Origin of the sequence: Yersinia rohdei ATCC 43380 (assembly GCF_000173775.1) — a bacterium.
GTDB lineage: Bacteria > Pseudomonadota > Gammaproteobacteria > Enterobacterales > Enterobacteriaceae > Yersinia > Yersinia rohdei.
The window spans coordinates 63,816-86,740 of the sequence record NZ_ACCD01000016.1; the positions used below are offsets into that span (position 1 = coordinate 63,816).

A 22,925-nucleotide genomic window follows, 5' to 3' on the forward strand; every position below is an offset into this window, starting at 1 on the left:
GAGAAAAGGGATTACGCGCGACCCGAGATACGCCTGTTTTTAGCGCCGCAATGATGGGCTGAAAAGCGACTCATTGAATGCCATTACCTAACCACAATGTGGGTCAGGTAATGGCGGGTAAATCAGGGGTTATGGCTGGCTTTCCATTGAACCAAAACCACCGCTGTTAAAATCAGCAATGGCTTCAGCTATCTGCTGCTGGGTATTCATCACAAATGGCCCGTAACCAATAATGGGCTCATCAATGGGTTCACCACTGAGTAACAGCAGCAGGGCATCATTGTTGGCCTCGATAGTCACATGGCTACCCGCGGCGTCCAGTAACACCATTTCAGCATCGCGAGCCACAGCATCGCCATTGACCTGCACAGTGCCGCGCAACACAATCAGCGCGGTGTTCCAGCCATCAGGCAGTGACAGTTCCACACTTTTGCCTTGATTTAGCCGGATATCCCACACGGACAGTGGTGAGAAGCTCCGTGCTGGGCCATGTTCCCCCGCATAATCACCAGCAATAACCCGCAGGCTACCAGCAGCATCAGGTAATTCGACCTGAGGAATGCTTTCACTGCGAATGGCCTGGTAACCGGGCGTTGCCATTTTGTCTTTGGCGGGGAGATTGACCCACAATTGCACCATTTCAAAAGCGCCACCTTGTTGTGCGAAGTCATGTGAGTGAAATTCCTCATGCAAAATACCGCCGCCCGCGGTCATCCACTGCACATCACCGGGGCCAATAACACCGCCTTTGCCGGTGGAATCACGATGCTCAACTTCGCCATGATAAACAATAGTGACAGTTTCAAAGCCGCGATGTGGATGCTGCCCGACCCCACGCCGATGCTGGGTTGGGGTGAAATCCATCGGCCCGGCATAATCCAACAGCAGGAAAGGACTCAGTTGCTTGCCGTGGCTCTGATAAGAAAACAGTGAGCGCACCGGAAAACCATCACCCACCCAATGTTGGCGAGGTGCACGGTAAATACCTTGAACTTTTTTCATCACTTTCTCCTTAGTCGGTATAGCAGCCTTGTGTGGTAAATCGCGTGGCTGCAGATTGGATAAAGTATATATTCAGGATAATCTAAGCAGTAGATAGCAAAATTGATTATCAGTGTTCTGTTTTTAGAACAATAACGCGGGGCTAAAGCATGCAGGATCTCAATGATCTCTATTATTACGCCGAGGTGGTGGAGCATGGCGGCTTCAGCGCCGCCGCCAGAGTGCTGGGCCTACCAAAGTCGAAACTGAGCAGGCGGCTGGCGTTGTTGGAAGAGCGGTTGGGGGTCAGGTTAATCCAGCGCTCAACCCGACGTTTTGCCGTGACTGATGTCGGCCGCACCTATTATGAACACTGCAAAGCCATGCTCGAAGAGGCCAGAGCGGCGCAAGAATCCATTGATTTAACCCGAGCAGAACCCCGAGGTGTGGTGCGGATTACTTGTCCGGTGGCGCTGTTACAAGAGACGGTCAGTGCTATGTTGGCCGATTTTATGGTCACTTGCCCTTTGGTAAGCATTCACCTTGAGGCGACCAATCGGCGGGTGGATCCAGTAGCTGAAGCCATTGATATCGCCATTCGTGTGCGGCCACCGCCACTGCAAGACAGTGACTTAGTGTTAAAAATTTTGGGTAATCGCTGCCAATGCTTGGTGGCTAGCCCTGAGCTGATTGCCCAGCAAGGGGAAGTGAATACACCGGCTGATTTGACCGGGTGGCCAAGTCTGGCGTTGGGGCAACCGCAACAGGCGTTTATCTGGGATTTGGCGGGGCCGGAGGGAGCGCAGGCCCGTATTTATCATCAGCCACGGCTGGTAACAGCAGACATGACCACCTTACGCAGTGCTGCATTGCGCGGTGTTGGCGTGGTGCAATTGCCGGTGATGATGGTGACCGACCCCTTGGCCACAGGCGCACTCATTCACTTGTTACCGGATTGGACATTGCGTCATGGCATTATCCATGCGGTATTTCCTTCACGGCGCGGGTTGCTTCCGTCAGTGCGCGCGGTGCTTGATTATCTTGAGCTGCGCTTTAGTCAACTGGATGACCAATAGGCGGTAAAAGTGCCCGTCATGCTAGGTGCGGCAGGTTTTGGAGTGATTTTTGCCGCTAACGAGTTGTTAATGTGCCGATTTATCAAGATTAATGCTTATGGCGATGGTGGGCATCTGGAAAATGTGGGTGAGAATGCTCCAGCGGCAGATGCTGGTGGGGATGCTTATGTGGGGTATTGGCATTGACCGGGTAATCATGAGGATGCTGATGATGTTCATCATGCAGATGTTCGTGCTCGTGGATGACGTCATCATGCCGATGTTGATGTTCATGTTGCTCAGTGAGATGCAGCCAAATACCTATTGCCATCAGCAAGCCCGCAACAATCAAAGGTAATGTGACAGTGTCACCCATAGCCACAGCCAATACCGCACCTAAAAAGGGGGCGATGGAGAAATAAGCCCCAGTGCGTGCGGTACCCAGATGGCGTAAGCCAATCACAAACAGCGCCAGACTGACACCATAGGCAAAAAAGCCCACTAACATAGCACCGGCCAAATTTGTCAGTGGGGGCAAGGTTGCGCCGAGGGCAATAGCCAAACAGAGATTGACCACCCCGGCCACCAGACCTTTGACCGAGGCAATCCAGGTGGCGTCAGTCAGGGAGACTTTGCGGGTCAGATTATTATCAATCCCCCAGGCAAAACAGGCCCCCAGAATGGCCAGTGTTGGCCACCATCCGGCAAAATTTGCCTCTCCCGGCCAGCTTAAAATAGCCGCGCCCGCAACAATAACAATCATGCCCAGAGCAATACGGCGGTCAAAATTCTCTTTGAAAGCAAACCAGGCCAGCAGGGCGGTAAACACGCCTTCGGCATTGAGTAACAAAGATGCACCGGAGGCAGGCATTCCGGTCAGGCCCACCATCAACAACACCGGCGCAATAATACCGCCTGCGCTAATGGCCCCAATAAACCAGAGCAGCTCGCGGCGTGGTAAATGGACTGCCGCCGGGCGGGTTATGAGCCGATAGAGTGCCAGACCGGCACCTGAGCCCAAATACAGTAATCCCGCCAATAGCCACGGGCTGACAGTATTGAGCAATAGCTTCGCCAAGGGGGTGCCAGCACCAAAGAGTATTGCGGCAGTTAATGCCGCCAAGATGCCAGGTTGTCGTAGTCCATCATGCCATTTCATCGGGTTAGCTCTGAGAATAACGCGGGAATAATCATTTTAACGTATGAAAAAGCCGGAAGACTAGCAATAGCTTCCGGCTATGTTGTGGCGGGCAATTAATTATCAACAGTCTGCTTATGGAACAATTCACGAAATACCGGATAAATATCTTCGGGTTCCCGAATATGTTGCATAGCAAAATTCTCGTATCTTTCCTGCAAGTCTTCGTATTCCCGCCACAGTGTTTGATGGGCACGACGTGTTATTTCGATATAGCTGTAATAACGCACCACGGGCAAAATCTTTCTCGCCAGTAATTCATGACATAGTGGCGAATCATCAGCCCAGTTATCCCCATCAGAGGCTTGGGCGGCGTAGATATTCCATTGCGCGGGGTCATAGCGCTCTTGAACCACTTCATCCATCAGTTTCAGTGCGCTGGAGACAATCGTCCCACCGGTTTCTTGTGAATAGAAAAATTCTTGCTCATCCACTTCTTTGGCCTGCGTGTGGTGGCGGATATAAACCACATCAACGTTTTTATAGGTGCGACTGAGAAACAGATACAGCAGGATATAGAAGCGTTTTGCCATGTCCTTGGTGGCCTGATCCATAGAGCCAGACACATCCATCAAACAAAACATCACCGCCTGACTCGATGGCTCAGGACGACGTTCATAGTTTTTATAACGTAAATCGAAAGTATCAATAAAAGGGACTCGGGCGATTTTTTGTTTTAATTCAGTAATGGCTTTCCGTACGCGCTCCTCTTCCAACAACTGTGCCGGCTCGCTGTTTTCTAACAAGATGAGTGCGGCTTCCAACTCACGTAATTCGCGACGTTTACTGGCCGTCATTGCGGTGCGACGCGCCAGCGAGTTTTGCAGTGAGCGCACCACACTGATATTGGCGGGCACACCATTGGAGGTATAACCAGCACGATGGGTTTTAAATTCAGTCAGTTGTTTATACTGATTTTTTTTCAAATTGGGCAGCGCGAGATCTTCAAACAACAAGTCGAGATATTCGTCTTTAGAAATCTGAAAGACAAATTCATCCTCACCTTCACCATCCTGACTGGCATTGCCCTGACCACTGCCGCCACCACCCCCGCCACCTTGAGGGCGTTCAATGCGGTCATTAGTCACAAAATGGTCATTACCCGGATGCACACGATGACGTAACCCCCCACGCCCCTGATGGAACATCGGCTCATTAATATCATCAATAGGTATTGAGACGGATTCGCCGCTCTCAACATCAGTAACCGATCTTTTATTAATAGCATCAGAAATTGACTGTTTAATCTGTGACTTATAGCGGCGCAAAAAGCGTTGGCGATTAACCATGCTTTTGTTTTTGCCGTTAAGTCGCCGGTCAATGAAGTAGCCCATAATATCCCCCAAACGACTTTTTCCCTGCACCTTTCACATTGTTGCAGTGTTGGCTGCCATCACTCACCCAGGTCACTTAGTTGACTAAGCTCCCAGGGCCTCGCTCAGTTGCCGCCTTGCCCCAATGCGAAATCTATTGGGTTTTCCCTGCACCTTTCACATTGTTGCAGTGTTGGCTGCCATCACTCCCCCAGGTTACTTAGTTGACTAAGCTCCCAGGGCCTCGCTCAGTTGCCGCCTTGCCACAATGCGAAATCTATTGGGTTTTCCCTGCATCTTTCACATTGTTGCGGTGATGGCTGCCATCACTCACCCAGGTCACTTAGTTGACTAAGCTCCCAGTATCTCGCCCAGATCAATTAGCTGATTATCTGGGCGAGATGCCATAGTGCGTCAGTAAACAGGTTATGATGATTTTCTTACCCGCAGATACCATTCACACAGTAAGCGAACTTGCTTGCGGGTATAACCCTTCTCCATCATTCGGTCGACAAAGTCATCATGCTTCTTCTGCTCGTCTGTTGAGGTCTTGGCATTAAAGGAGATAACCGGCAGTAGCTCCTCGGTGTTGGAGAACATTTTCTTCTCGATAACCGTGCGCAGCTTCTCATAGCTAGTCCAGTTTGGATTACGGCCATTGTTATTGGCTCTGGCGCGCAACACAAAATTGACAATTTCATTGCGGAAATCTTTCGGGTTGCTGATCCCCGCTGGTTTTTCAATTTTCTCCAGCTCGGCATTCAGCGCTTCACGGTCAAACAACTGCCCAGTATCAGGGTCACGATATTCTTGATCCTGAATCCAGAAGTCGGCGTAGATAACATAGCGGTCGAAAATATTCTGACCATATTCAGAGTAAGATTCCAAATAGGCCGTTTGGATCTCTTTACCGATAAACTCGGCATATTTCGGAATCAAATAGCCTTTGAGATGCTCAAGGTATTTTTCTGCCACATCTTGCTGGAATTGTTCACGTTCAATCTGTTGCTCCAGCACATAGAAAAGATGTACCGGGTTAGCGGCGACCTCTGCATGGTCAAAGTTAAATACCCGAGACAAAATTTTAAAAGCAAAACGAGTGGAAAGGCCGTTCATCCCTTCATCCACCCCGGCATAATCGCGATATTCCTGATAAGACTTGGCTTTCGGGTCAGTATCTTTCAGACTTTCGCCATCATATACCCGCATTTTGGAGTAAATGCTGGAATTTTCCGGATCTTTCATCCGCGACAAAATCGAGAAGCGCGCCAGTGTTTCTAAGGTGCCAGGGGCGCAAGGGGCATGAGTCAATTCACTGTGATTCAACAACTTGTCGTAGATTTTTATTTCTTCTGATACACGTAGGCAATAAGGCACTTTGACAATATAGACACGGTCAAGGAATGCCTCATTATTCTTGTTATTGCGGAAGGTGACCCATTCAGATTCGTTAGAGTGCGCAAGGATAATGCCGCTAAATGGCAGGGCAGATATCCCCTCTGTGCCGTTATAGTTTCCTTCCTGTGTTGCTGTCAGCAAGGGGTGCAGCACCTTAATTGGTGCTTTGAACATCTCAACGAATTCCATAATCCCCTGGTTGGCGCGGCACAATGCGCCAGAATAACCATAGGCATCAGGATCGTTTTGGGCGTGATTTTCCAATTTACGGATATCAACTTTACCAACCAGCGCAGAGATATCTTGGTTGTTTTCGTCACCCGGCTCAGTTTTGGCTATCGCAATTTGATCAAGGATAGACGGCCAAACTTTAATGACTTTGAATTTGGTGATGTCGCCGCCGAAATCATGCAGGCGTTTGGCGGCCCACGGCGACATAATGGTGCCAAGATAGCGGCTAGGAATGCTGTACTCTTTGGCTAAAATCGCCGCATCTTCTTGTGGATTGAACAAGCACAAAGGGTGGTCATTAACCGGGCTGCGCTCCCCATTGGCACTTAAAATATAGATAGGCACCCGCTGCATCAGGGCTTTCAACCGTTCAGCCAGTGATGATTTACCGCCACCGACTGGGCCGAGTAAATACAGAATTTGTTTCTTCTCTTCTAACCCTTGAGCCGCATGTTTAAGATAGGACACAATCTGTTCAATGGCCTCTTCCATGCCATAGAATTCTTCAAAAGCAGGGTAGCGAGCAATAACCCGGTTGGAGAATAACCGCGACATGCGGGACTCAAGTGCGGTATCGACCATGACAGGTTCACCAATAGCCATCAGCAGACGCTCAGCCGCATTGGCATACGCACTGCGATCTTGCTGACAGATAGTAAGGAATTCCTGCAGTGTGAACTCTTCGTCCTTGGCAGCTTCATAGCGCTGGCGATAGTGATCAAATATGTTCATAGCGATGCCCGTCCTGTTCAAATGGTTGGGAACTTAAAATAATAGTAGCGCTTTATTGGGTTAAAATTTTGAAACTACTACCTTATTGTTATGGTCGCGTCTCCTCTAAAGGTCAAGTTCCCCTTAAGCACTGACTTACCCTCATCAGTACAATAAGTAACCACTATTCGATAATTAAATCTATTTTTTATTTTATTTACAGTATTTTATATAGGGTTAATCAATATTATCTATTTGAAAATATTGTTATTTTATTGTGAACAAATCTGGCTAAATTTTCAGCTTGTCAATCGGGAGGTTATCGGCGATAAATTAGGCAGCTAATATTGAAATCAAGTGGGAATGTGTAAAGATTTCGCCACGGACAAGCAATTGATTTACACTAAGTTAACTTATTATTTTGTGACCAAAGGGATTTTTCGGTGAAAAAACATTACATAGAAATGAAACAAATTAAAGCGTTGGCTGCTCTGGCTGTGGCTAGTGCCGTTTGTATGCCGACCGCGATGGCGGGAACCTGGTCTTTGGGGGCCTCTGCATTAGTCAGTCCAGACCCTTATCGTGGTAAGAATGACCGTGTTTATCCAGTGCCGGTTATTTCTTATGAAAGTGATGATTTTTACTTCCGCACCTTGGCCGCGGGTTATTACCTGTGGAAAGATGATACTAATCGCTTGTCAATTGATGCTTATTTCTTGCCACTGCATTTTAAGCCGAGCGACAGTGATGACCAGCAGATGAAACAGCTGGATAAACGTCGCAGCACCATGATGGCTGGGATGTCATATTCTCATATTGAAGATTGGGGTACGCTCCGGACCATGTTCTCCGGCGACGTATTGGATAACAGCGGCGGTTTTATTGGCGACCTGGCTTATCTGTATCGCTTTAATCTGGATAGCTGGACATTGACGCCGGGTGTGGGTGTTAGCTGGAACAGTGAAGATCAGAATAACTATTATTATGGTGTCAGCCGTGGGGAATCAGCGCGCAGTGGTTTGGCGCAATACAGCCCAAGTGATAGCTGGGCACCGTATTTTGAATTGAGCGCTAACTATAATATCAATCCGAATTGGAATGCTTTCTTTACTGGCCGTTATATTCGTCTGGCAAGTGAAGTGAAAAATAGCCCGATGGTGGATTCGACATACAGTGGTGTGTTGTGGACGGGTGTGACTTACACTTTCCGCTAATTGACTGACTCGGCGCTGTAATCCAGGGTTATCGTCAAACTCAAATGGGGCTTAAAGCCCCATTTTTGTGCGCCACTATCAGGAATTCTTACGGCTACGGATAGTCATAGCAAGACGCGCAGGGGCATCTGGTGTCGCGACCAAAGGCTTATTAACACGTGCGGTTTCCACGCAAACCATTGTTTTATAGCCATCATTTGGCATGTCGACCATACTGCAAGACAGTTCAGCACCTGGGTTCCAGGCCACCACATCACTTTGATGATGATGATGTACTTCAATGGTGCGTTTCAGCACAGCATCTTTTATCAGGCTGTAGGCTTCTGGCTGGGTATAAATTCGGTCAGTCTGACCATTAAACACTAAGTCGCCTTGCTGAGTGGCATCAGTGATTTTTAGCACTTTATCTAAGTATTTATCGCCAAGGCCACTGATTTTAATCTGATTGATATCGCCAATCTGGAAGTAAGTATGCAACGCTGCCACGGCTTGATAATCACCATGTGATTCCAATTCCATTTCGCATTCATCGCCTAATTTGAAGCGGGCAATCAAAGTGAATGCATGTGGCCAGAATTTACGTGATGCTTCGCTGTCTTTCAGAGTAAAGGTCAGCATAACCCCATTTTCGTTCTCATCATGGGCGCTCAGAGTCCATGACAGCAAACGGGCAAAACCATGCGCAGGTTGTGCGGATGGGCCAAACCAAGGCCAACAGATAGGAACACCACCACGAATAGCCACACCTTCTTTAAATGGGGTGTTATTACTTAGCCAGATAACCGGTTGCTCACCGCTAGGCTGGAAGGCCAGCAAATGGGCACCTTGCAAGCTTACTGCGGCGCGAACTTTCGGATGGGAAACCACCACCACTGGCAGATCGTCGATCTGACGTTGGCTGATGTAAGGCGAAATTTGTTCAACAACAGGTAGGGTGAATACTTTCTCGTTCATTCGTTTGGCCTTATGGGAATAGGAACTTGAGATTCATTGAACTTTAGACTTTCGATAATATCACAGCCGGTAAATCTTGCAGCAAACCTAAAACAGTGTCGTGGTGAATCATTGATATTGCGCAATTTATTGTGGTGACGACACTGAATTGGTGCAGTTACACCCCGGTGTAAATGCAAAAAAAAAGCCACCCGAAGGTGGCCTTTTAACCGAAATCTACATCAATCCATTATTTGGAGATGTGAGAGATCAAGTCCAGAACTTTGTTTGAGTAGCCAGTTTCGTTATCGTACCAAGAAACCAGTTTCACAAAGTTGTCATTCAGCGCGATACCCGCTTTAGCATCGAATACTGAAGTCAGTTTTTCGCCGTTGAAATCGGTAGAAACAACGTCGTCTTCGGTGTAGCCCAGAACGCCTTTCAGCTCGCCTTCTGAAGCTGCTTTGATGGCAGCACAGATTTCTTTGTAAGAAGCTGGTTTTTCCAGACGTGCAGTCAGGTCAACAACAGAAACGTTAGGAGTAGGAACGCGGAACGCCATACCTGTCAGTTTGCCATTCAGTTCTGGAATGACTTTACCTACTGCTTTAGCAGCACCGGTAGAAGAAGGGATGATGTTCTGGGATGCGCCGCGGCCGCCGCGCCAGTCTTTGTGAGACGGGCCATCAACAGTTTTTTGAGTTGCGGTAGTTGCATGCACAGTGGTCATCAGCGCTTCAACGATACCGAACTTGTCGTTGATAACTTTAGCCAGTGGAGCCAAGCAGTTAGTGGTGCAAGAAGCGTTAGAAACGATTTCTTGGCCAGCATAAGACTTGTGGTTAACGCCCATAACAAACATAGGGGTGTCGTCTTTAGAAGGACCAGTCAGAACCACTTTCTTCGCGCCAGCAGCAATGTGCTTACGTGCAGTTTCGTCAGTCAGGAACAGGCCAGTTGCTTCAGCAACGACGTCAACGTTAACTTCGTTCCATTTCAGGTTAGCCGGATCTCTCTCTGCGGTAACACGGATGGTTTTACCGTTAACAACCAGATGGCCGTCTTTTACTTCTACAGTACCGTCGAAACGACCGTGGGTAGAGTCGTATTTCAGCATGTACGCCATGTAGTCAGCGTCCAACAGATCGTTGATTGCAACGATTTCGATGTCAGAACGTTCCTGAGCAGCACGGAAAACAATGCGACCGATACGGCCAAAACCGTTGATACCTACTTTGATAGTCATATATTCCACCAGCTATTTGTTAGTGAATAAAAGGTTGGTTGTAAAATTACAAAAACCTTACCGAGCGTCAAGCGGAATCGTGTCAATTATTGCTACAAATCAAACCAAAGGAGGTAGATCGAACATTAATCACGCGTTTCCTGATATGTTTAGCCTCATTTTTATATTGGGGCTAATTATTCAGTTTAAAGTGAGAATCAGTAATATTTGCGAATTCTATCACATTTATGCCGTCGCAACTCTGATGGCATAGAGTTTAGGACAATTTTAACTGCTTTGTTGTTAATTTTTTGTTATTATTAAGCATTGTTTTCGTTGACTTTATTCCCTGCCAGAGAACCGCACAAATGGCTAAAGAACTGAACCCTACAGAACATATTGAGAAACTGTCCGATATTCAGCGGCATGTCACCCAACAGCGGGGGACTGAAGCGCCTTTTAGTGGCAAATTACTGCACAATAAGCGCGACGGTGTGTACCAATGTTTGTGTTGCAACCAGCCGCTTTTTATCTCCGAATCCAAGTTTGATGCGGGCTGTGGTTGGCCTAGCTTCTATCAACCAATCGATGCCGATTCTATTCGCTATATTGATGATAATTCTCACAATATGCATCGTATCGAGATTCGTTGCGGTAATTGTGATGCGCATTTGGGGCATGTTTTCCCGGATGGCCCACAACCCACGGGTGAGCGTTATTGCGTGAATTCGGCATCATTGAATTTTGTCGATGACCAAAATGGTGAACAAACCGCCGGATAAGTGCTAATTACAGTCACGTTTTGATTCATGAAAAATCGATTCAGCTTGTTATTCGTTATGTGAGGATGCTCTGATGGAGCTTGAAGACCTGCTTTCAGTAATGACGCCAGAAATTTACCAACGTTTAGTTCAGGCAGTAGAGTTAGGTAAATGGCCCGATGGCGTGGCTCTGACGCCTGAGCAGAAAGAAAACAGTCTGCAAATGGTGATGCTATGGCAAGCCCGTCATAATGAGGATGCACAGCATATGAGCATTGGTACTGACGGCCAAATAGTGATGAAAACCAAGCAAGAGCTAAAGCAGCAGTTTAGCCAGCCGACGTTGGTAAGACTGAAGCCAGAATAGTGCGCGATACCCTTTGTCCTTGACGGTACAGAGTTGTTAGCTGCGCGCACTTATCCGCATCACTGACATGAATCACTGGCTTAAAGTTGAGTTTGAGGCTGACGACAAACCAACGTATTCAGCTCCGAGCCAGTCGGGGCGACTGCACTCAGGGGCGCTCCGGCCGCTTATGCGGCCACGACCCCTGCGCTACATTTCCCCTCCAATCAGCTTTGTCAGCAGTCTGACTTGCCGTTGACCTTATTAATAGTGACCTTATTGATACTGGCCTTATTGGTATGCTTCTTATTGGTAGTGACCTTATTTAAAGAAGCTCATCGGGCAGCGCTTGCTGGCCGCCACTAAGTTAAGCAACCTGAGCTTCTATTTCGGCAATAAATTGCGCTAATGTTTGTATGTTTGCCCCGGCATCGCGCATCGCATTAAGTGCAAGTTGGCTGTCTTGAGGTTGCAGATTGACTCCGCGACACCCGTCACTGATGACGGTCGTTTTATAACCTAAAGTTAATGCATCCAAAACGGTGTATTTCACACAGTAATCTGTCGCCAATCCCATAATAAACAAGCTAGTAATTCCATGCTGTTGTAACCAATCATCTAACGGAGTTTTTGCCCGCCGGCCATTGTCGAAAAAGGCACTGTAGCTGTCGATATCTGTCTCTTGGCCCTTACGAAAAATCGCGGTAATAGAGGTGTGATTCAATTGCGGATGCCAGGCCGCTCCGGGCGTGTCTTGTACACAATGCACCGGCCACCAAACTTGGGGTAACCCCTGCAACTCGCCGACAGTGCCCGGCACCGCATTGGAATTGACGGCAAAACTGCGATGTTCGGCAGGGTGCCAATCTTGGCTGGCGATAATGGGCATTTTTTGCCTCTGACTGACATCAATAGCCTGATTTGCGATGGCAATCACCTGGTCACCCTCGGCTACCGCTAACGCACCATCTGGGCAAAAGTCATTTTGCAAATCAATTAACAGCAGCGCCGCATTCATTAAAAACCTACCAGATTAATTAGTATCAGTTAACTCGCCGCGCAGGTTCTGTTGCATCAACCGGCGGATGTCTGCGGGGGAGAGTTCTTGGCTTAACAGATAATGCAATTTTGTTAGAGCCGCTTCAACGGTCATATCAAAACCGCTGATAACACCGGCATGGGCCAATGCATTGCCGGTGGCGTAGCCATCCATATTGACCCGACCAGAAATACATTGAGTCAGATTCACCACCACAATACCGCGGTCGCTGGCATTTCTTAATTCGTCCAGTAACTCGGCTTTTTGTGGCGCATTACCGACACCATAAGATCGCAAAATAAGTGCCTTGACGGGTTGCAGCAGGAAGTTACGCACGACGGCACCGGATATTCCGGGATAAATAGTGACCACGCCAATGGGCTGGGGTGTGATGCTATGAACAATTAATGGGCCATTATTAATGGGGGACTCGACAGACGCCATCCGGCGAATATGAATCCCCGCCTCCAGCAAGACCGAGAGATTGGGAGAAGCAAAAGCATCAAAGCCATCCGCGTGGGCTTTAGTGGTGCGATTGCCACGGAACAGTTTGTTATTAAAGAATAAACTGACCTCATTTACGGGATGGTTGGCGGCCAGATAGAGGGCATTAAGTAAGTTGGTTTGCCCATCAGAACGTAATTCTGCCAAGGGAATTTGAGAGCCGGTGACAATAACCGGTTTGGCTAAATTTTCCAGCATGAAGGAGAGGGCTGAGGCGGTAAATGCCATGGTATCGGTACCATGCAAAATAACAAAGCCATCGTATAAATCGTAATTTTGCTGAATATCATTGGCGATATGCTGCCAGTCTTCAGGAGTCATATCTGAAGAATCAATTAATGGCACATATTCATGGATAGTAAAATCGGGCATTTCGGGCCGATGGAACTCAGGCATCAGTGCAAGTTGGCGTTGCAGATGGCCAGATACAGGAATGTAACCCTGTTCCGAGCGCTGCATGCCAATAGTCCCGCCGGTATAGGCGACATAAATAGATTTTTTCTGCATGAGTAATATGCCTGAAAGTCGAACTGAGTGAGATGGGTGAATTATAAGGAGACTGGCGAGGAAGGAAAGCCCGACAAGCGTCGGGCTAAGTATTTAGAGATTAATAGAGGTTGGCTAACGAACATCACCACAAGTCAGGCATAACGCATAACGACTTTGTGGGTCATTGAGCGTATTTAGCAAGCTGGGTTGTTCTTGCACGGCTTGCGCCATTGCCGAGAGCGGAGCCGGTAACCAGGCCTGAATAGCGGCAGGTAACATCGCCTGCACTGATGCACTCATTTGACCAAAAATCAAATCACTGAGGCTAGGTTCATCAACAAACCAATTCAGCTGCCAGGTTTTCAGTTTTGCCAACTCAGCCACTTTCTTAACGGCATCGTCAAAGTCACCCAGTTGATCGACCAGACCATTATTCTTGGCATCCAGACCAATCCACACATGACCTTGGGCAATTTGATCAACTTGCTCCGGTGTCTTGTGGCGCGCGGTGGCAACCAAATCAATAAAGGTTTTGTAGCCATTTTCGATATTTATTTGCATCATCTGAGAGAATTCAGGTGGCAAATCTTTGGTTACCGTCACATTAGCCAGAGGCGAGGTCGCCACCCCATCGGTATGTACGCCAATACTTTCCAGTGAGTTTTGGAACGTATTAATGACGCCGAAGATACCAATAGAGCCGGTCAGGGTGCTTGGGTTGGCGATAATATAGTTGGCCGGTGTTGAGATCCAATATCCACCAGAGGCCGCCATCCCCCCCATTGACACGACCAATGGTTTGTTAGCTGCACGTAAAGCCGCTAATTCAGAACGGATCAGTTCCGAGGCGCTAACACTGCCGCCTGGGCTGTTTACCCGCAAAATAACCGCTTTAATTTTCGGATCTAACCGCGCCTGACGAATTTGCGCCGCCAGTGCATCGCCGCCGACATTTCCTGGCGTCTGTGGGCCGTCCATAATAGCGCCGTTAGCAAAGAGAACGGCTATCTGTTCACCTTGCTGTGGGGCGGGTGTTGGTTGGTAGTCATAAATACTGATGTAATTGAAATCGTTATTCTTTTTGTCCCAACCAAAGGTTTTGACCAGATCGGTTTCTACCTCAGGACGAGACGCTAATTGATCGACCAGTTTGCTATTTAGCGCATATTGCGCAGGAGAACCGCCCGCGGCTTGTAATCCACTGATAACACCGGCTGCACCTGGGAACAGTTGCTCCGGAGTTAATTGCCGATTAGCGGAAACTGCGGTCAGATAATTTTGCCATAACCCGCCAATCCAACGGCTGTCAGCCTCACGCGCGGCAGGGGACATATCATCCCGAATCATGGGTTCAACCGCCGATTTATAAGTACCGACGCGGAAAATATTGGTGGTAACTTTGAGTTTTTCCAGCAGTGACTTGTAATAAAGATTGTTGCTGGCAAAACCATGCAGATCCACCGCGCCTTGTGGCGACAGGTAGATTTTGTTGGCAAAGCTGGCTAAATAATATTGGCTCTGATTATAACTGTCGCCGATGGCATAAATCGGCTTACCGGTGTCGCGGAATTCCCGCAGCGCTTTACCAATATATTGCAGTGAAGGTTGGTCTGCGCCGGTAAAATCACTGAGTGATAAAACCACGCCAGTAATATTGCTATCCGATTTTGCTAACCGGAGCGTTTCGACGATATCAAACAGGGAGTTTTCCTGTAAACGATTACTGGATGCCCCTAATAGCTCACGGCCCCATTGACGCAGTTTATTATTCACCGCCGGTTGATCAACCACCACGCCACTTAAATTAACTAACAGTGCGCCCTTAACCGGTTCTGCCGGTTTGCTTTGGAACTGAAGGTAAATACCGACACCGACCAAAATTAGCAGTATCAAGAAAAGATTCAGAATAAACTCTCTGGCAAAATTCAGCAGACGCCAAGTCCACTTGAAAAAGCCAGCAATAATTCGCCACAAAGTGCGCATGTTATCTCCAACAAAACCGGGCAAGTAACGTTATCCTAATGACCTGACGAGCAAAAGTCAGCTTTAAATCACCGAGAAATCTCGCTAATAGCTCAGCGCTGGTAACAAAACGACAACTTATGCTACCTTGCTGAAAATGAAAATCGTTATCAGGAGAAAATGATGGATGCATTAGAACTGTTATTAAATCGTCGTTCGGCCTCTCGTTTAACTGTGCCAGCCCCAGCGGGCGAAGCGTTGGATAATATTATCCATGCAGGTATGCGAGCACCTGATCATGGCACATTACAGCCGTGGCGCTTTGTTTTAATTCAAGATGAGGGGCTGGAGCGTTTTAGCCAGCTGCTGCAAGATGCCGTTAAGCACGATGGGGCGGATGCCGCGGTGCTGGAAAAAGCGAAACTGGCACCTTTTCGCGCGCCACTGATTATTACCGTGATTGCTCATGTAACAGAAAATCCTAAAGTCCCTATCTGGGAACAGGTGGTTTCTGCCGGTTGTGCGGTGCAGGCGATGCAGATGGCGGCTCTGGCTCAAGGTTTTAATGGGATTTGGCGTACCGGCTCCTGGACTCACCATCCGGTGGTTCGTCAGGGTTTTGCCTGCCGTGAGCAAGATGAGATTGTGGGCTTCCTTTACCTTGGGACGCCACAATTGAAAGCTGCGACCAAAGTAACGCCGCCAGATTACACAACTTTTGTTCGCCATTTCTGAGAGTTATATTTTATTTCTTATGTTAAAACGTCGCTTATGACATTTGTTGGCAAAAAGCGGCGTTTTAGCCCGCTTTGTGACCAACCTATCTGCCCGATAACCGCTCTCTACTTACCAAGCCAAGTTATAGGCGCTACCATAGACACCTTGGATATTTTCCCTGAATGTATAATTCCGGACTAAATAACCGACTTATTGATTAAATCGCTTATGACTAAACCATCAAACGGGAGAGTGCTATGACATCGCCAGCGATACGTCTTACTCAATACAGCCACGGAGCGGGCTGCGGTTGTAAAATTTCGCCCAAAGTTTTGGATAAAATTTTACATTCTGAACAACAAAAGTTTGTTGATCCCCGTTTGCTGGTGGGAAACGAAACCCGTGATGATGCGGCAGTTTATGATATTGGCAGCGGGGTTGGCATCATCAGCACCACCGACTTTTTTATGCCTATCGTCGATGACCCTTTTGATTTTGGCCGAATAGCTGCCACTAATGCCATCAGCGACATTTATGCTATGGGCGGCAAGCCGATTATGGCGATTGCTATTCTGGGATGGCCAATAGATAAACTGGCGCCAGAAATCGCTCAGCAGGTCATTGAGGGCGGGCGACATGTTTGCCAGCAGGCCGGTATTTCGCTTGCTGGGGGGCATTCTATTGATGCGCCGGAGCCCATTTTCGGTTTGGCGGTGACGGGGATTGTCAGCACCGAGCAGGTTAAGAAAAATAGCGCGGCACAACCCGGCTGTAAGTTGTTTCTCACTAAACCCTTGGGTATTGGCATCCTGACTACCGCAGAAAAGAAAAGTAAATTGCGGGCGGAACATCAAGGTGTGGCGACAGAAACCATGTGCCAGCTGAATAAATCAGGTGCAGACTTCGCCCATATTCCAGGTGTTACTGCCATGACCGATGTCACCGGGTTCGGCCTGCTCGGGCATTTAAGTGAGATTTGTCAAGGTTCTGGCGTGCAGGCGACGTTACATTTTTCGGCTATTCCGCGTCTACCTGCGGTGGAAGAATATATTGCACAGGGCTGTGTTCCGGGTGGAACAGGGCGCAATTTTGATAGTTATGGTCATCTAATTGGCCAGATGTCTGAGTTACAGAAAAACCTACTTTGTGACCCACAAACATCTGGCGGCTTACTGCTGGCGGTATTGCCGGAGGCCGAGGCTCAGGTACAAGCAATTGCAGCTCAATATGGTATGACGCTCAGTGCGATTGGCGAGCTAAGTGCAGTGGATAACCGTCGCGCGCTGATTGAGATAACTGAATGAGCTTTTATTTGATGTATTTATGCGGTGAATGATGCGACTTTTTATTGCCGAAAAACCTAGCCTGGCACGCGCGATTGCCGACATTTTGCCTAAACCGCATCGTCGTGGCGACGGATTCATTGCCTGTGGTAATGATCAAATGGTGACTTGGTGTGTCGGTCACTTGCTGGAACAGGCGCAACCCGATGCTTACGACAGCCGTTATGCACGTTGGTCATTGGCCGATTTACCCATTATTCCCGAAAAGTGGAAATTACAGCCTCGGCCATCGGTTAGTAAACAACTTAATGTTATCAAACAGTTATTACAGCAAGCTGATGAAGTGGTGCATGCCGGTGACCCGGATCGTGAAGGGCAACTTTTGGTCGACGAGGTATTGGACTATCTCGATTTAGTGGCAGATAAGCGGCAAAATGTGCGCCGTTGCCTGATTAATGACTTAAACCCACAGGCCGTGGAACGAGCGGTAGAACGTTTGCGCTATAACCGCGAATTTATTCCCCTCTGTGTTTCGGCCCTGGCCCGGGCCAGAGCGGATTGGCTCTACGGCATCAATATGACTCGGGCCTATACTATTCTTGGACGTAATGCGGGTTATGATGGGGTTTTGTCGGTTGGGCGAGTGCAAACCCCAGTATTGGGGCTAGTGGTGCGGCGCGATGAAGAAATAGAAGATTTTGTCTCAAAAGATTTTTTCGAAGTGAAAGCGCATATCGTCACGCCTGCTGATGAGCGTTTTATTGCATTATGGCAACCCAGTGATTCGTGTGAATCCTATCAAGACGAAGAAGGGCGCTTATTGCACCGCCCCCTCGCAGAGCATGTGGTTAACCGCATCACCGGTCAGCCAGCGGTTGTCACGTCCTATAATGATAAACGGGAATCAGAAACGGCTCCCTTACCATTTTCGCTCTCGACTTTACAAATTGAAGCGGCAAAACGATTCGGGCTGAGCGCACAACAAGTGCTTGATATCTGTCAGCGTTTATATGAAACGCACAAATTGATTACGTATCCTCGCTCAGATTGCCGATACCTACCAGAAGAGCATTTCGCTGGGCGTCATTCGGTACTGAATGCCATCAGTATTCATCAGGCTGATCTTTTACCGCTGGACGTGATGGACACAGATCGGCGTAATCGCTGTTGGGATGACAAAAAAGTGGATGCCCACCATGCCATTATCCCCACAGCTCGCGCCAGTAAAGTGAATTTAACCACTGACGAGAGTAAGGTTTATCGATTAGTGGCCCAGCAATATTTGATGCAGTTTTGCCCAGATGCACAGTTTCGTAAATGTGTTATTGAATTGGATATCGCGGGTGGCAAGTTTATGGCTAAAGCCCGTTTTCTGGCGGAAGCCGGCTGGCGGACATTGCTGGGCAGTAAAGAACGCGATGAAGAAAACGAAGGTGCGCCGCTGCCAGTGGTGGAAAAAGGGGCTGAATTATTATGTGAACGTGGTGAAGTTGTTGAACGCCAAACCCAACCGCCACGGCCCTTTACAGATGCCAGCTTATTATCTGCCATGACAGGTATTGCCCGTTTTGTACAAGATAAAGAACTGAAAAAAGTCCTGCGCGCCACCGATGGCTTAGGGACGGAGGCAACGCGAGCCGGGATTATTGAACTGCTTTTCAAACGTACATTTTTGTTTAAAAAAGGCCGTTATATTCATGCAAGCCCAGCGGGAAGAGCGCTCATTCATGCCTTACCGGACATTGCCGCCCGGCCAGATATGACCGCGCACTGGGAATCGACACTGACGAAAATCAGTGAAAAGAATTGTCGGTATCAGGATTTTATGCAGCCGCTGGTGGCCACATTGCAGGATTTAATCGGTCAGGCAAAACAAAATCGGTCACCTCAGGTTTTCCGTGGATTGCCCGCCGCCCCTTCTGGTGCGACAAAGAAACGAAAGAAAACGCCGTCTAAAGCCAAGGAGAATAAATCATGAGAACACAGGTATTGCTGGGCCTGATTGGTTTTGCCACGCTTATTTCTGGCGCGGCAATGGCGAACCGGGCTAATGTTGATGTGGTGGTTCCTCTGCCACCAGAGGTGTGGAATAACTCGTCAAATCGAAATACGAACAACAACCCGTGCACCCGTTGCTGTATTTATCAAAACCAAAATTACTCGGAAGGGGCGGTTTTGCGCATTGAAGGCGAAGTTTTGCAATGCGCGCGTGACACCAGTGTAATAGGAACTAACCCACTGATCTGGAAAAGATTAACTAAATAGTCGCCTGACGTTTCTGGGCAATAAAGGCCTCTAACAGTGGAATATCGGCAGGTGCCAGAGGATAGCGGTATGCCTCCTCTGGTGCTAGCCAGGCCAAGGATGAATGGCAATGCAAGATGGGCTCACCACTAAAACTCTCTATGTGCCAGGCATGCAGCTGAATACTATTTTTGGATGAAACCCATTGATTAGTAGCAATATATTTTGCCACCGACACTTCAATAGCTAACTCTTCGGCAAGCTCACGGATCAGGGCCTGCAGTTGATTTTCCCCAACCTCGACTTTTCCGCCCGGGAACTCCCACAAGCCAGCTTGATCACGATGTGAGTCTCTTTGCGCCAATAAAATCTTGCCGTTTTTTTCAATAATTGCCGCGACAACATCAATCATTCTTTATTTATCCGCTTTCACTGGTTTGTGTATTGAAAAATAGCCGAGCTCGATGATAACTCTTTATTATCGCTCGGCATTTATCAGGGCGAATAGGCTAATGGGGCTTAGGGTGGCTCACACCACATGCATGTAAATAAATAGGCCCATTTCTCGCCAATCAACCTGGTTTACTGCCAGAACCCTATCTGTAAATAGGGTTACTTGCAGAAACTCTCAAGATGAAAAATTAATATTAGAGTGCAAATTCAGACCATACTGGCGCGTGATCAGAGGGTTTTTCCATACCACGAATTTCATAATCAATGCCGGTGGCAATGCAACGAGCAGCTAATGGTTGGCTGGCGAGTAAGAGATCTATTCGTAGACCTCTATTTTCATCAAAGCCCCGAGAACGATAATCAAACCAAGAGAACTGATCATTACAATCAGGATTTGCTGCGCGGAATGTATCAACCAGACCCCAACTTTGTAAATGTTCCAGCCAAGCGCGTTCTTCTGGCAGGAATGAGCATTTGCCCGTGCGTAACCAGCGTTTACGACTTTCTTCACCAATACCAATATCCAAATCAGTAGGGCTTATATTTATATCGCCCATAATCAAGACTTGAGATTCAGGTGAAAGATGTTGTTCCAAATATTGTTGTAAGTCAGCGTAAAAGCGCTGTTTTGCAGGAAACTTTATTGGATGGTCGCGACTTTCCCCTTGTGGGAAATAACCATTAATCACAGTTAAAGTACCTTGCGGCGTTGCAATATCCGCCATAATAATACGGCGCTGGGCGTCTTCTTCATCTGTTGGGAAACCACGACGGACAGCTAAAGGTTGTTCCTTGGTTAGCAGTGCAACACCGTAATGACCTTTTTGCCCGTGGTAAAAGACGTGATAACCATGCTGACTGACGTCCTCAAGTGGGAACATATCATCATGTACTTTAGTTTCCTGAAGTCCGATAACGTCTGGCTGATGTTGTTCAATGATAGCCGCAAGTTGATGAGGCCGAGCACGTAGGCCATTGATATTAAAAGAAACAAACTTCATGGTCAGCACCGTTTATTCGCTAGAAATGAAGTCAAATATTAGCAGATGCAGAATAAAAATGTAATGCACCAGAGGAGATTAAATAATAAGAAATTAGTCTGTGGCGAATATTTTATAAACAAGAAATTTAAAATCACCATATTAGAACTGTTTAATTTTATGTAAGGTTTAATTCATGTCAGAAATGACGAATAGCATGATGGATTTAATTTATCATTAACAGCTCGTGGTATTTTTTATATAAACAGTGTCTGTTGTATTTAGATTTTAATTAATAATGCATTTTATTTAAGATTAAGAACTTTATGGGGGATATTTATTGATTATTTTGATTAACTTATCGGGTGGTACCTTGGTAAATAATTTACATTATGATGTGACATCATTATTTATTATAAGTAATGCAATTGATTTTTAGGTCTCACATTGGTTGAGTTAACTGATTTTGTAACGTGACAAATAAAAAATAGTCATTTAATATCATGGATCTACAAAGCTATCTCTGTTAAAAATGTTTGTGGTGATAGGGCGATAATACACAGAGCCTCCAAATCTTTGATTGAAAAACATTCAATTTCACGTCGTAAGCGTCTACGCGATAATAATTTTTTATAATTTATCTCTCAATTATTCTAAATCAAACTGGTGTGCTTCACATTATATTTTAAATGATATTGAAAGTAGCATTATATATGTAGGCATCCTTGTCTTTTTTTCTGATTAATTTTTAAGTAAAGCAAAGGATTGGTGAATTATGTTTCTATCTCGTAAATTGGAAGCCTTTATGGCTGTAGTTGAAAATGGTTCGCTAAGTAAAGCCGCAAGAATGATGAACAGGACTACGCCACCAGTGGCGAAGTCTATAAAAGATTTTGAGAGCATTATAGGGAAAAAATTATTTAAGCGAGAGAAGTTTGGTATGAGTTTAACGCGGGATGGTGAGGTTCTGTATAATGATCTAAAAGATTTATATCAGCAGGAAAAAGAAATAACCAAAAAACACCTTACCGGTCATATTTCTAATGTTATCAATATTTACTATGACTGGGGAAAAAGCGAAAAACTGACAAAGCTATATAAAGTCGCCGAAAAAAATAACATTCAGGCTAATATAATAAAGTTTTACTATGAAAACATTGATGAAATTGGGGATTATGATGGGAATTCACTTGTTTTGTCATCTGAGAAACTCAATAGTGAAAGATTTATGCTACTAAATGAAGTGCCGGATAGTGGTTTTGGTATATATGGACGAAAAGATATTATTAATGAAAGTCAGGATGTTATCAATATTCTTCATAACAATGTTTGGTTGTGTAATCCGACATTATATCGCAGCAAATTTGTTAAAAATCTAGAAGAAATCGTTAAAAAACAATACGGTAAGATAAGCATTAGACAGGTTGATAATTTGGCATGCTGTTTGGATTTCATCTATTCTGGGCGATATATCTGTATTACAGACTCTGTAATGGATAATTTCAATGGTGACTCTCAATTGGATTTTATAAATTTAACCAATTTTCAAGATGAGAATAACTTGTATTTTTATAAATCAAAGTTACATTCTAGCGTGTTGAATGGTCTTATTGATTACATTTATACATTGACGTAAATTTACTGGTTTATTAATTTACTCAACCCGTCTGTTTTATTAAATATTATTTCATTCTCCTGGTGGGATTGTCTTTTCTTACCCATCCTATTGGGGGAATTCAGTCTGTTAGAAAAATAAGGTGATAAGGAATGGAGTGTTCGTCGCTGTATTTAATACGCTGTGGGCTACCTGCACTGAGTGTGATTGTCTTGCAGAACAGGGTGCGAACCAGTTAGAAGATTTTCGTTTATTTTGATTCAGTGTTTTGAA

Annotated in this window: 20 protein-coding genes; 9 read left to right on the forward strand and 11 right to left on the reverse strand. The window is 46.5% G+C overall.

The annotated features are described in order from the left end of the window. Positions 1–129: 129 nt before the first annotated feature. Positions 130–1,002 (reverse strand): pirin family protein, encoded by an 873-nt coding sequence (locus YROHD0001_RS06670; protein WP_032817140.1) that lies wholly within the window; start codon positions 1,000–1,002, stop codon positions 130–132. A gap of 149 nt (positions 1,003–1,151) precedes the next feature. Between YROHD0001_RS06670 and YROHD0001_RS06665 the strand changes: the two genes are divergently transcribed. Next, positions 1,152–2,057, forward strand: a complete 906-nt coding sequence (locus tag YROHD0001_RS06665; protein WP_004715269.1) for a LysR family transcriptional regulator — start codon at positions 1,152–1,154, stop codon at positions 2,055–2,057. Positions 2,058–2,145: 88 nt separating this feature from the next. Here the strand turns inward: YROHD0001_RS06665 and YROHD0001_RS06660 are convergent, their stop codons facing one another. From YROHD0001_RS06660 to yeaG, 3 genes are all read right to left on the reverse strand, one after another. After that, positions 2,146–3,195, reverse strand: a complete 1,050-nt coding sequence (locus YROHD0001_RS06660; protein ID WP_004715270.1) for a DMT family transporter — start codon at positions 3,193–3,195, stop codon at positions 2,146–2,148. Between the two features lie 95 nt (positions 3,196–3,290). Beyond that, complete coding sequence (locus YROHD0001_RS06655; protein WP_032817142.1) at positions 3,291–4,568, reverse strand: YeaH/YhbH family protein; 1,278 nt, start codon at positions 4,566–4,568, stop codon at positions 3,291–3,293. 405 nt (positions 4,569–4,973) lie between these two features. Then, positions 4,974–6,908 carry a protein kinase YeaG gene (gene yeaG, locus YROHD0001_RS06650; RefSeq protein ID WP_004715272.1) on the reverse strand — a complete coding sequence of 645 codons (1,935 nt, stop codon included), beginning with the start codon at positions 6,906–6,908 and terminating at the stop codon, positions 4,974–4,976. 422 nt (positions 6,909–7,330) lie between these two features. On the opposite strand from yeaG, the gene YROHD0001_RS06645 reads away from it, so the two are divergent. After that, positions 7,331–8,101, forward strand: a complete 771-nt coding sequence (locus tag YROHD0001_RS06645) for a MipA/OmpV family protein (RefSeq protein ID WP_032817143.1) — start codon at positions 7,331–7,333, stop codon at positions 8,099–8,101. Between the two features lie 78 nt (positions 8,102–8,179). Here the strand turns inward: YROHD0001_RS06645 and YROHD0001_RS06640 are convergent, their stop codons facing one another. Together YROHD0001_RS06640 and gapA are read right to left on the reverse strand one after the other, a co-directional pair. Next, a complete protein-coding gene (locus YROHD0001_RS06640; RefSeq protein WP_004715274.1) occupies positions 8,180–9,055 on the reverse strand; it encodes a D-hexose-6-phosphate mutarotase in 876 nt (291 codons plus the stop codon). A 229-nt stretch (positions 9,056–9,284) separates the two neighbouring features. After that, the gene (gene gapA, locus YROHD0001_RS06635; RefSeq protein ID WP_004875218.1) at positions 9,285–10,280 is read right to left on the reverse strand and encodes a glyceraldehyde-3-phosphate dehydrogenase; all 996 of its coding nucleotides are present in this window, start codon (positions 10,278–10,280) and stop codon (positions 9,285–9,287) included. 347 nt (positions 10,281–10,627) lie between these two features. On the opposite strand from gapA, the gene msrB reads away from it, so the two are divergent. Then, entirely contained in the window at positions 10,628–11,041 is a 414-nt protein-coding gene (gene msrB, locus YROHD0001_RS06630) for a peptide-methionine (R)-S-oxide reductase MsrB (RefSeq protein WP_004715275.1), read from the forward strand. Between the two features lie 73 nt (positions 11,042–11,114). Continuing rightward, positions 11,115–11,387 carry a YeaC family protein gene (locus YROHD0001_RS06625; protein WP_004715276.1) on the forward strand — a complete coding sequence of 91 codons (273 nt, stop codon included), beginning with the start codon at positions 11,115–11,117 and terminating at the stop codon, positions 11,385–11,387. A gap of 346 nt (positions 11,388–11,733) precedes the next feature. Here the strand turns inward: YROHD0001_RS06625 and pncA are convergent, their stop codons facing one another. The 3 genes from pncA to sppA all read right to left on the reverse strand — a co-directional run bounded on the left by pncA (position 11,734) and on the right by sppA (position 15,381). After that, a complete protein-coding gene (gene pncA, locus YROHD0001_RS06620; RefSeq protein ID WP_004715278.1) occupies positions 11,734–12,384 on the reverse strand; it encodes a bifunctional nicotinamidase/pyrazinamidase in 651 nt (216 codons plus the stop codon). 15 nt (positions 12,385–12,399) lie between these two features. Then, positions 12,400–13,416, reverse strand: coding sequence for an asparaginase (ansA, locus tag YROHD0001_RS06615; protein WP_004715279.1), 1,017 nt, complete (start codon positions 13,414–13,416; stop codon positions 12,400–12,402). 114 nt (positions 13,417–13,530) lie between these two features. Next, on the reverse strand, positions 13,531–15,381 hold the full coding sequence (sppA, locus tag YROHD0001_RS06610; RefSeq protein ID WP_004715280.1) for a signal peptide peptidase SppA: 1,851 nt from the start codon (positions 15,379–15,381) through the stop codon (positions 13,531–13,533). A 162-nt stretch (positions 15,382–15,543) separates the two neighbouring features. On the opposite strand from sppA, the gene YROHD0001_RS06605 reads away from it, so the two are divergent. From YROHD0001_RS06605 to YROHD0001_RS0118090, 4 genes are all read left to right on the forward strand, one after another. Continuing rightward, positions 15,544–16,095 (forward strand): NAD(P)H nitroreductase, encoded by a 552-nt coding sequence (locus YROHD0001_RS06605; RefSeq protein WP_032817145.1) that lies wholly within the window; start codon positions 15,544–15,546, stop codon positions 16,093–16,095. 239 nt (positions 16,096–16,334) lie between these two features. Continuing rightward, positions 16,335–17,381, forward strand: coding sequence for a selenide, water dikinase SelD (gene selD, locus YROHD0001_RS06600; RefSeq protein ID WP_032817146.1), 1,047 nt, complete (start codon positions 16,335–16,337; stop codon positions 17,379–17,381). Positions 17,382–17,412: 31 nt separating this feature from the next. Continuing rightward, a complete protein-coding gene (locus tag YROHD0001_RS06595; protein WP_032817148.1) occupies positions 17,413–19,338 on the forward strand; it encodes a DNA topoisomerase III in 1,926 nt (641 codons plus the stop codon). Further along, positions 19,335–19,625, forward strand: a complete 291-nt coding sequence (locus YROHD0001_RS0118090) for a DUF1496 domain-containing protein (RefSeq protein WP_032817150.1) — start codon at positions 19,335–19,337, stop codon at positions 19,623–19,625. The genes YROHD0001_RS06595 and YROHD0001_RS0118090 overlap by 4 nt, the downstream gene beginning before the upstream one ends. Here the strand turns inward: YROHD0001_RS0118090 and YROHD0001_RS06590 are convergent. Both YROHD0001_RS06590 and xthA read right to left on the reverse strand, forming a co-directional pair. Further along, positions 19,618–20,016, reverse strand: a complete 399-nt coding sequence (locus YROHD0001_RS06590; RefSeq protein ID WP_004715285.1) for a pyrimidine (deoxy)nucleoside triphosphate diphosphatase — start codon at positions 20,014–20,016, stop codon at positions 19,618–19,620. The genes YROHD0001_RS0118090 and YROHD0001_RS06590 overlap by 8 nt on opposite strands. Before the next feature lie 235 nt (positions 20,017–20,251). Beyond that, entirely contained in the window at positions 20,252–21,058 is an 807-nt protein-coding gene (gene xthA / locus YROHD0001_RS06585; RefSeq protein WP_032817151.1) for an exodeoxyribonuclease III, read from the reverse strand. Between the two features lie 754 nt (positions 21,059–21,812). Here xthA and YROHD0001_RS06580 point away from each other — a divergent pair. Further along, on the forward strand, positions 21,813–22,673 hold the full coding sequence (locus YROHD0001_RS06580; RefSeq protein WP_032817152.1) for a LysR family transcriptional regulator: 861 nt from the start codon (positions 21,813–21,815) through the stop codon (positions 22,671–22,673). Positions 22,674–22,925 lie beyond the last annotated feature (252 nt).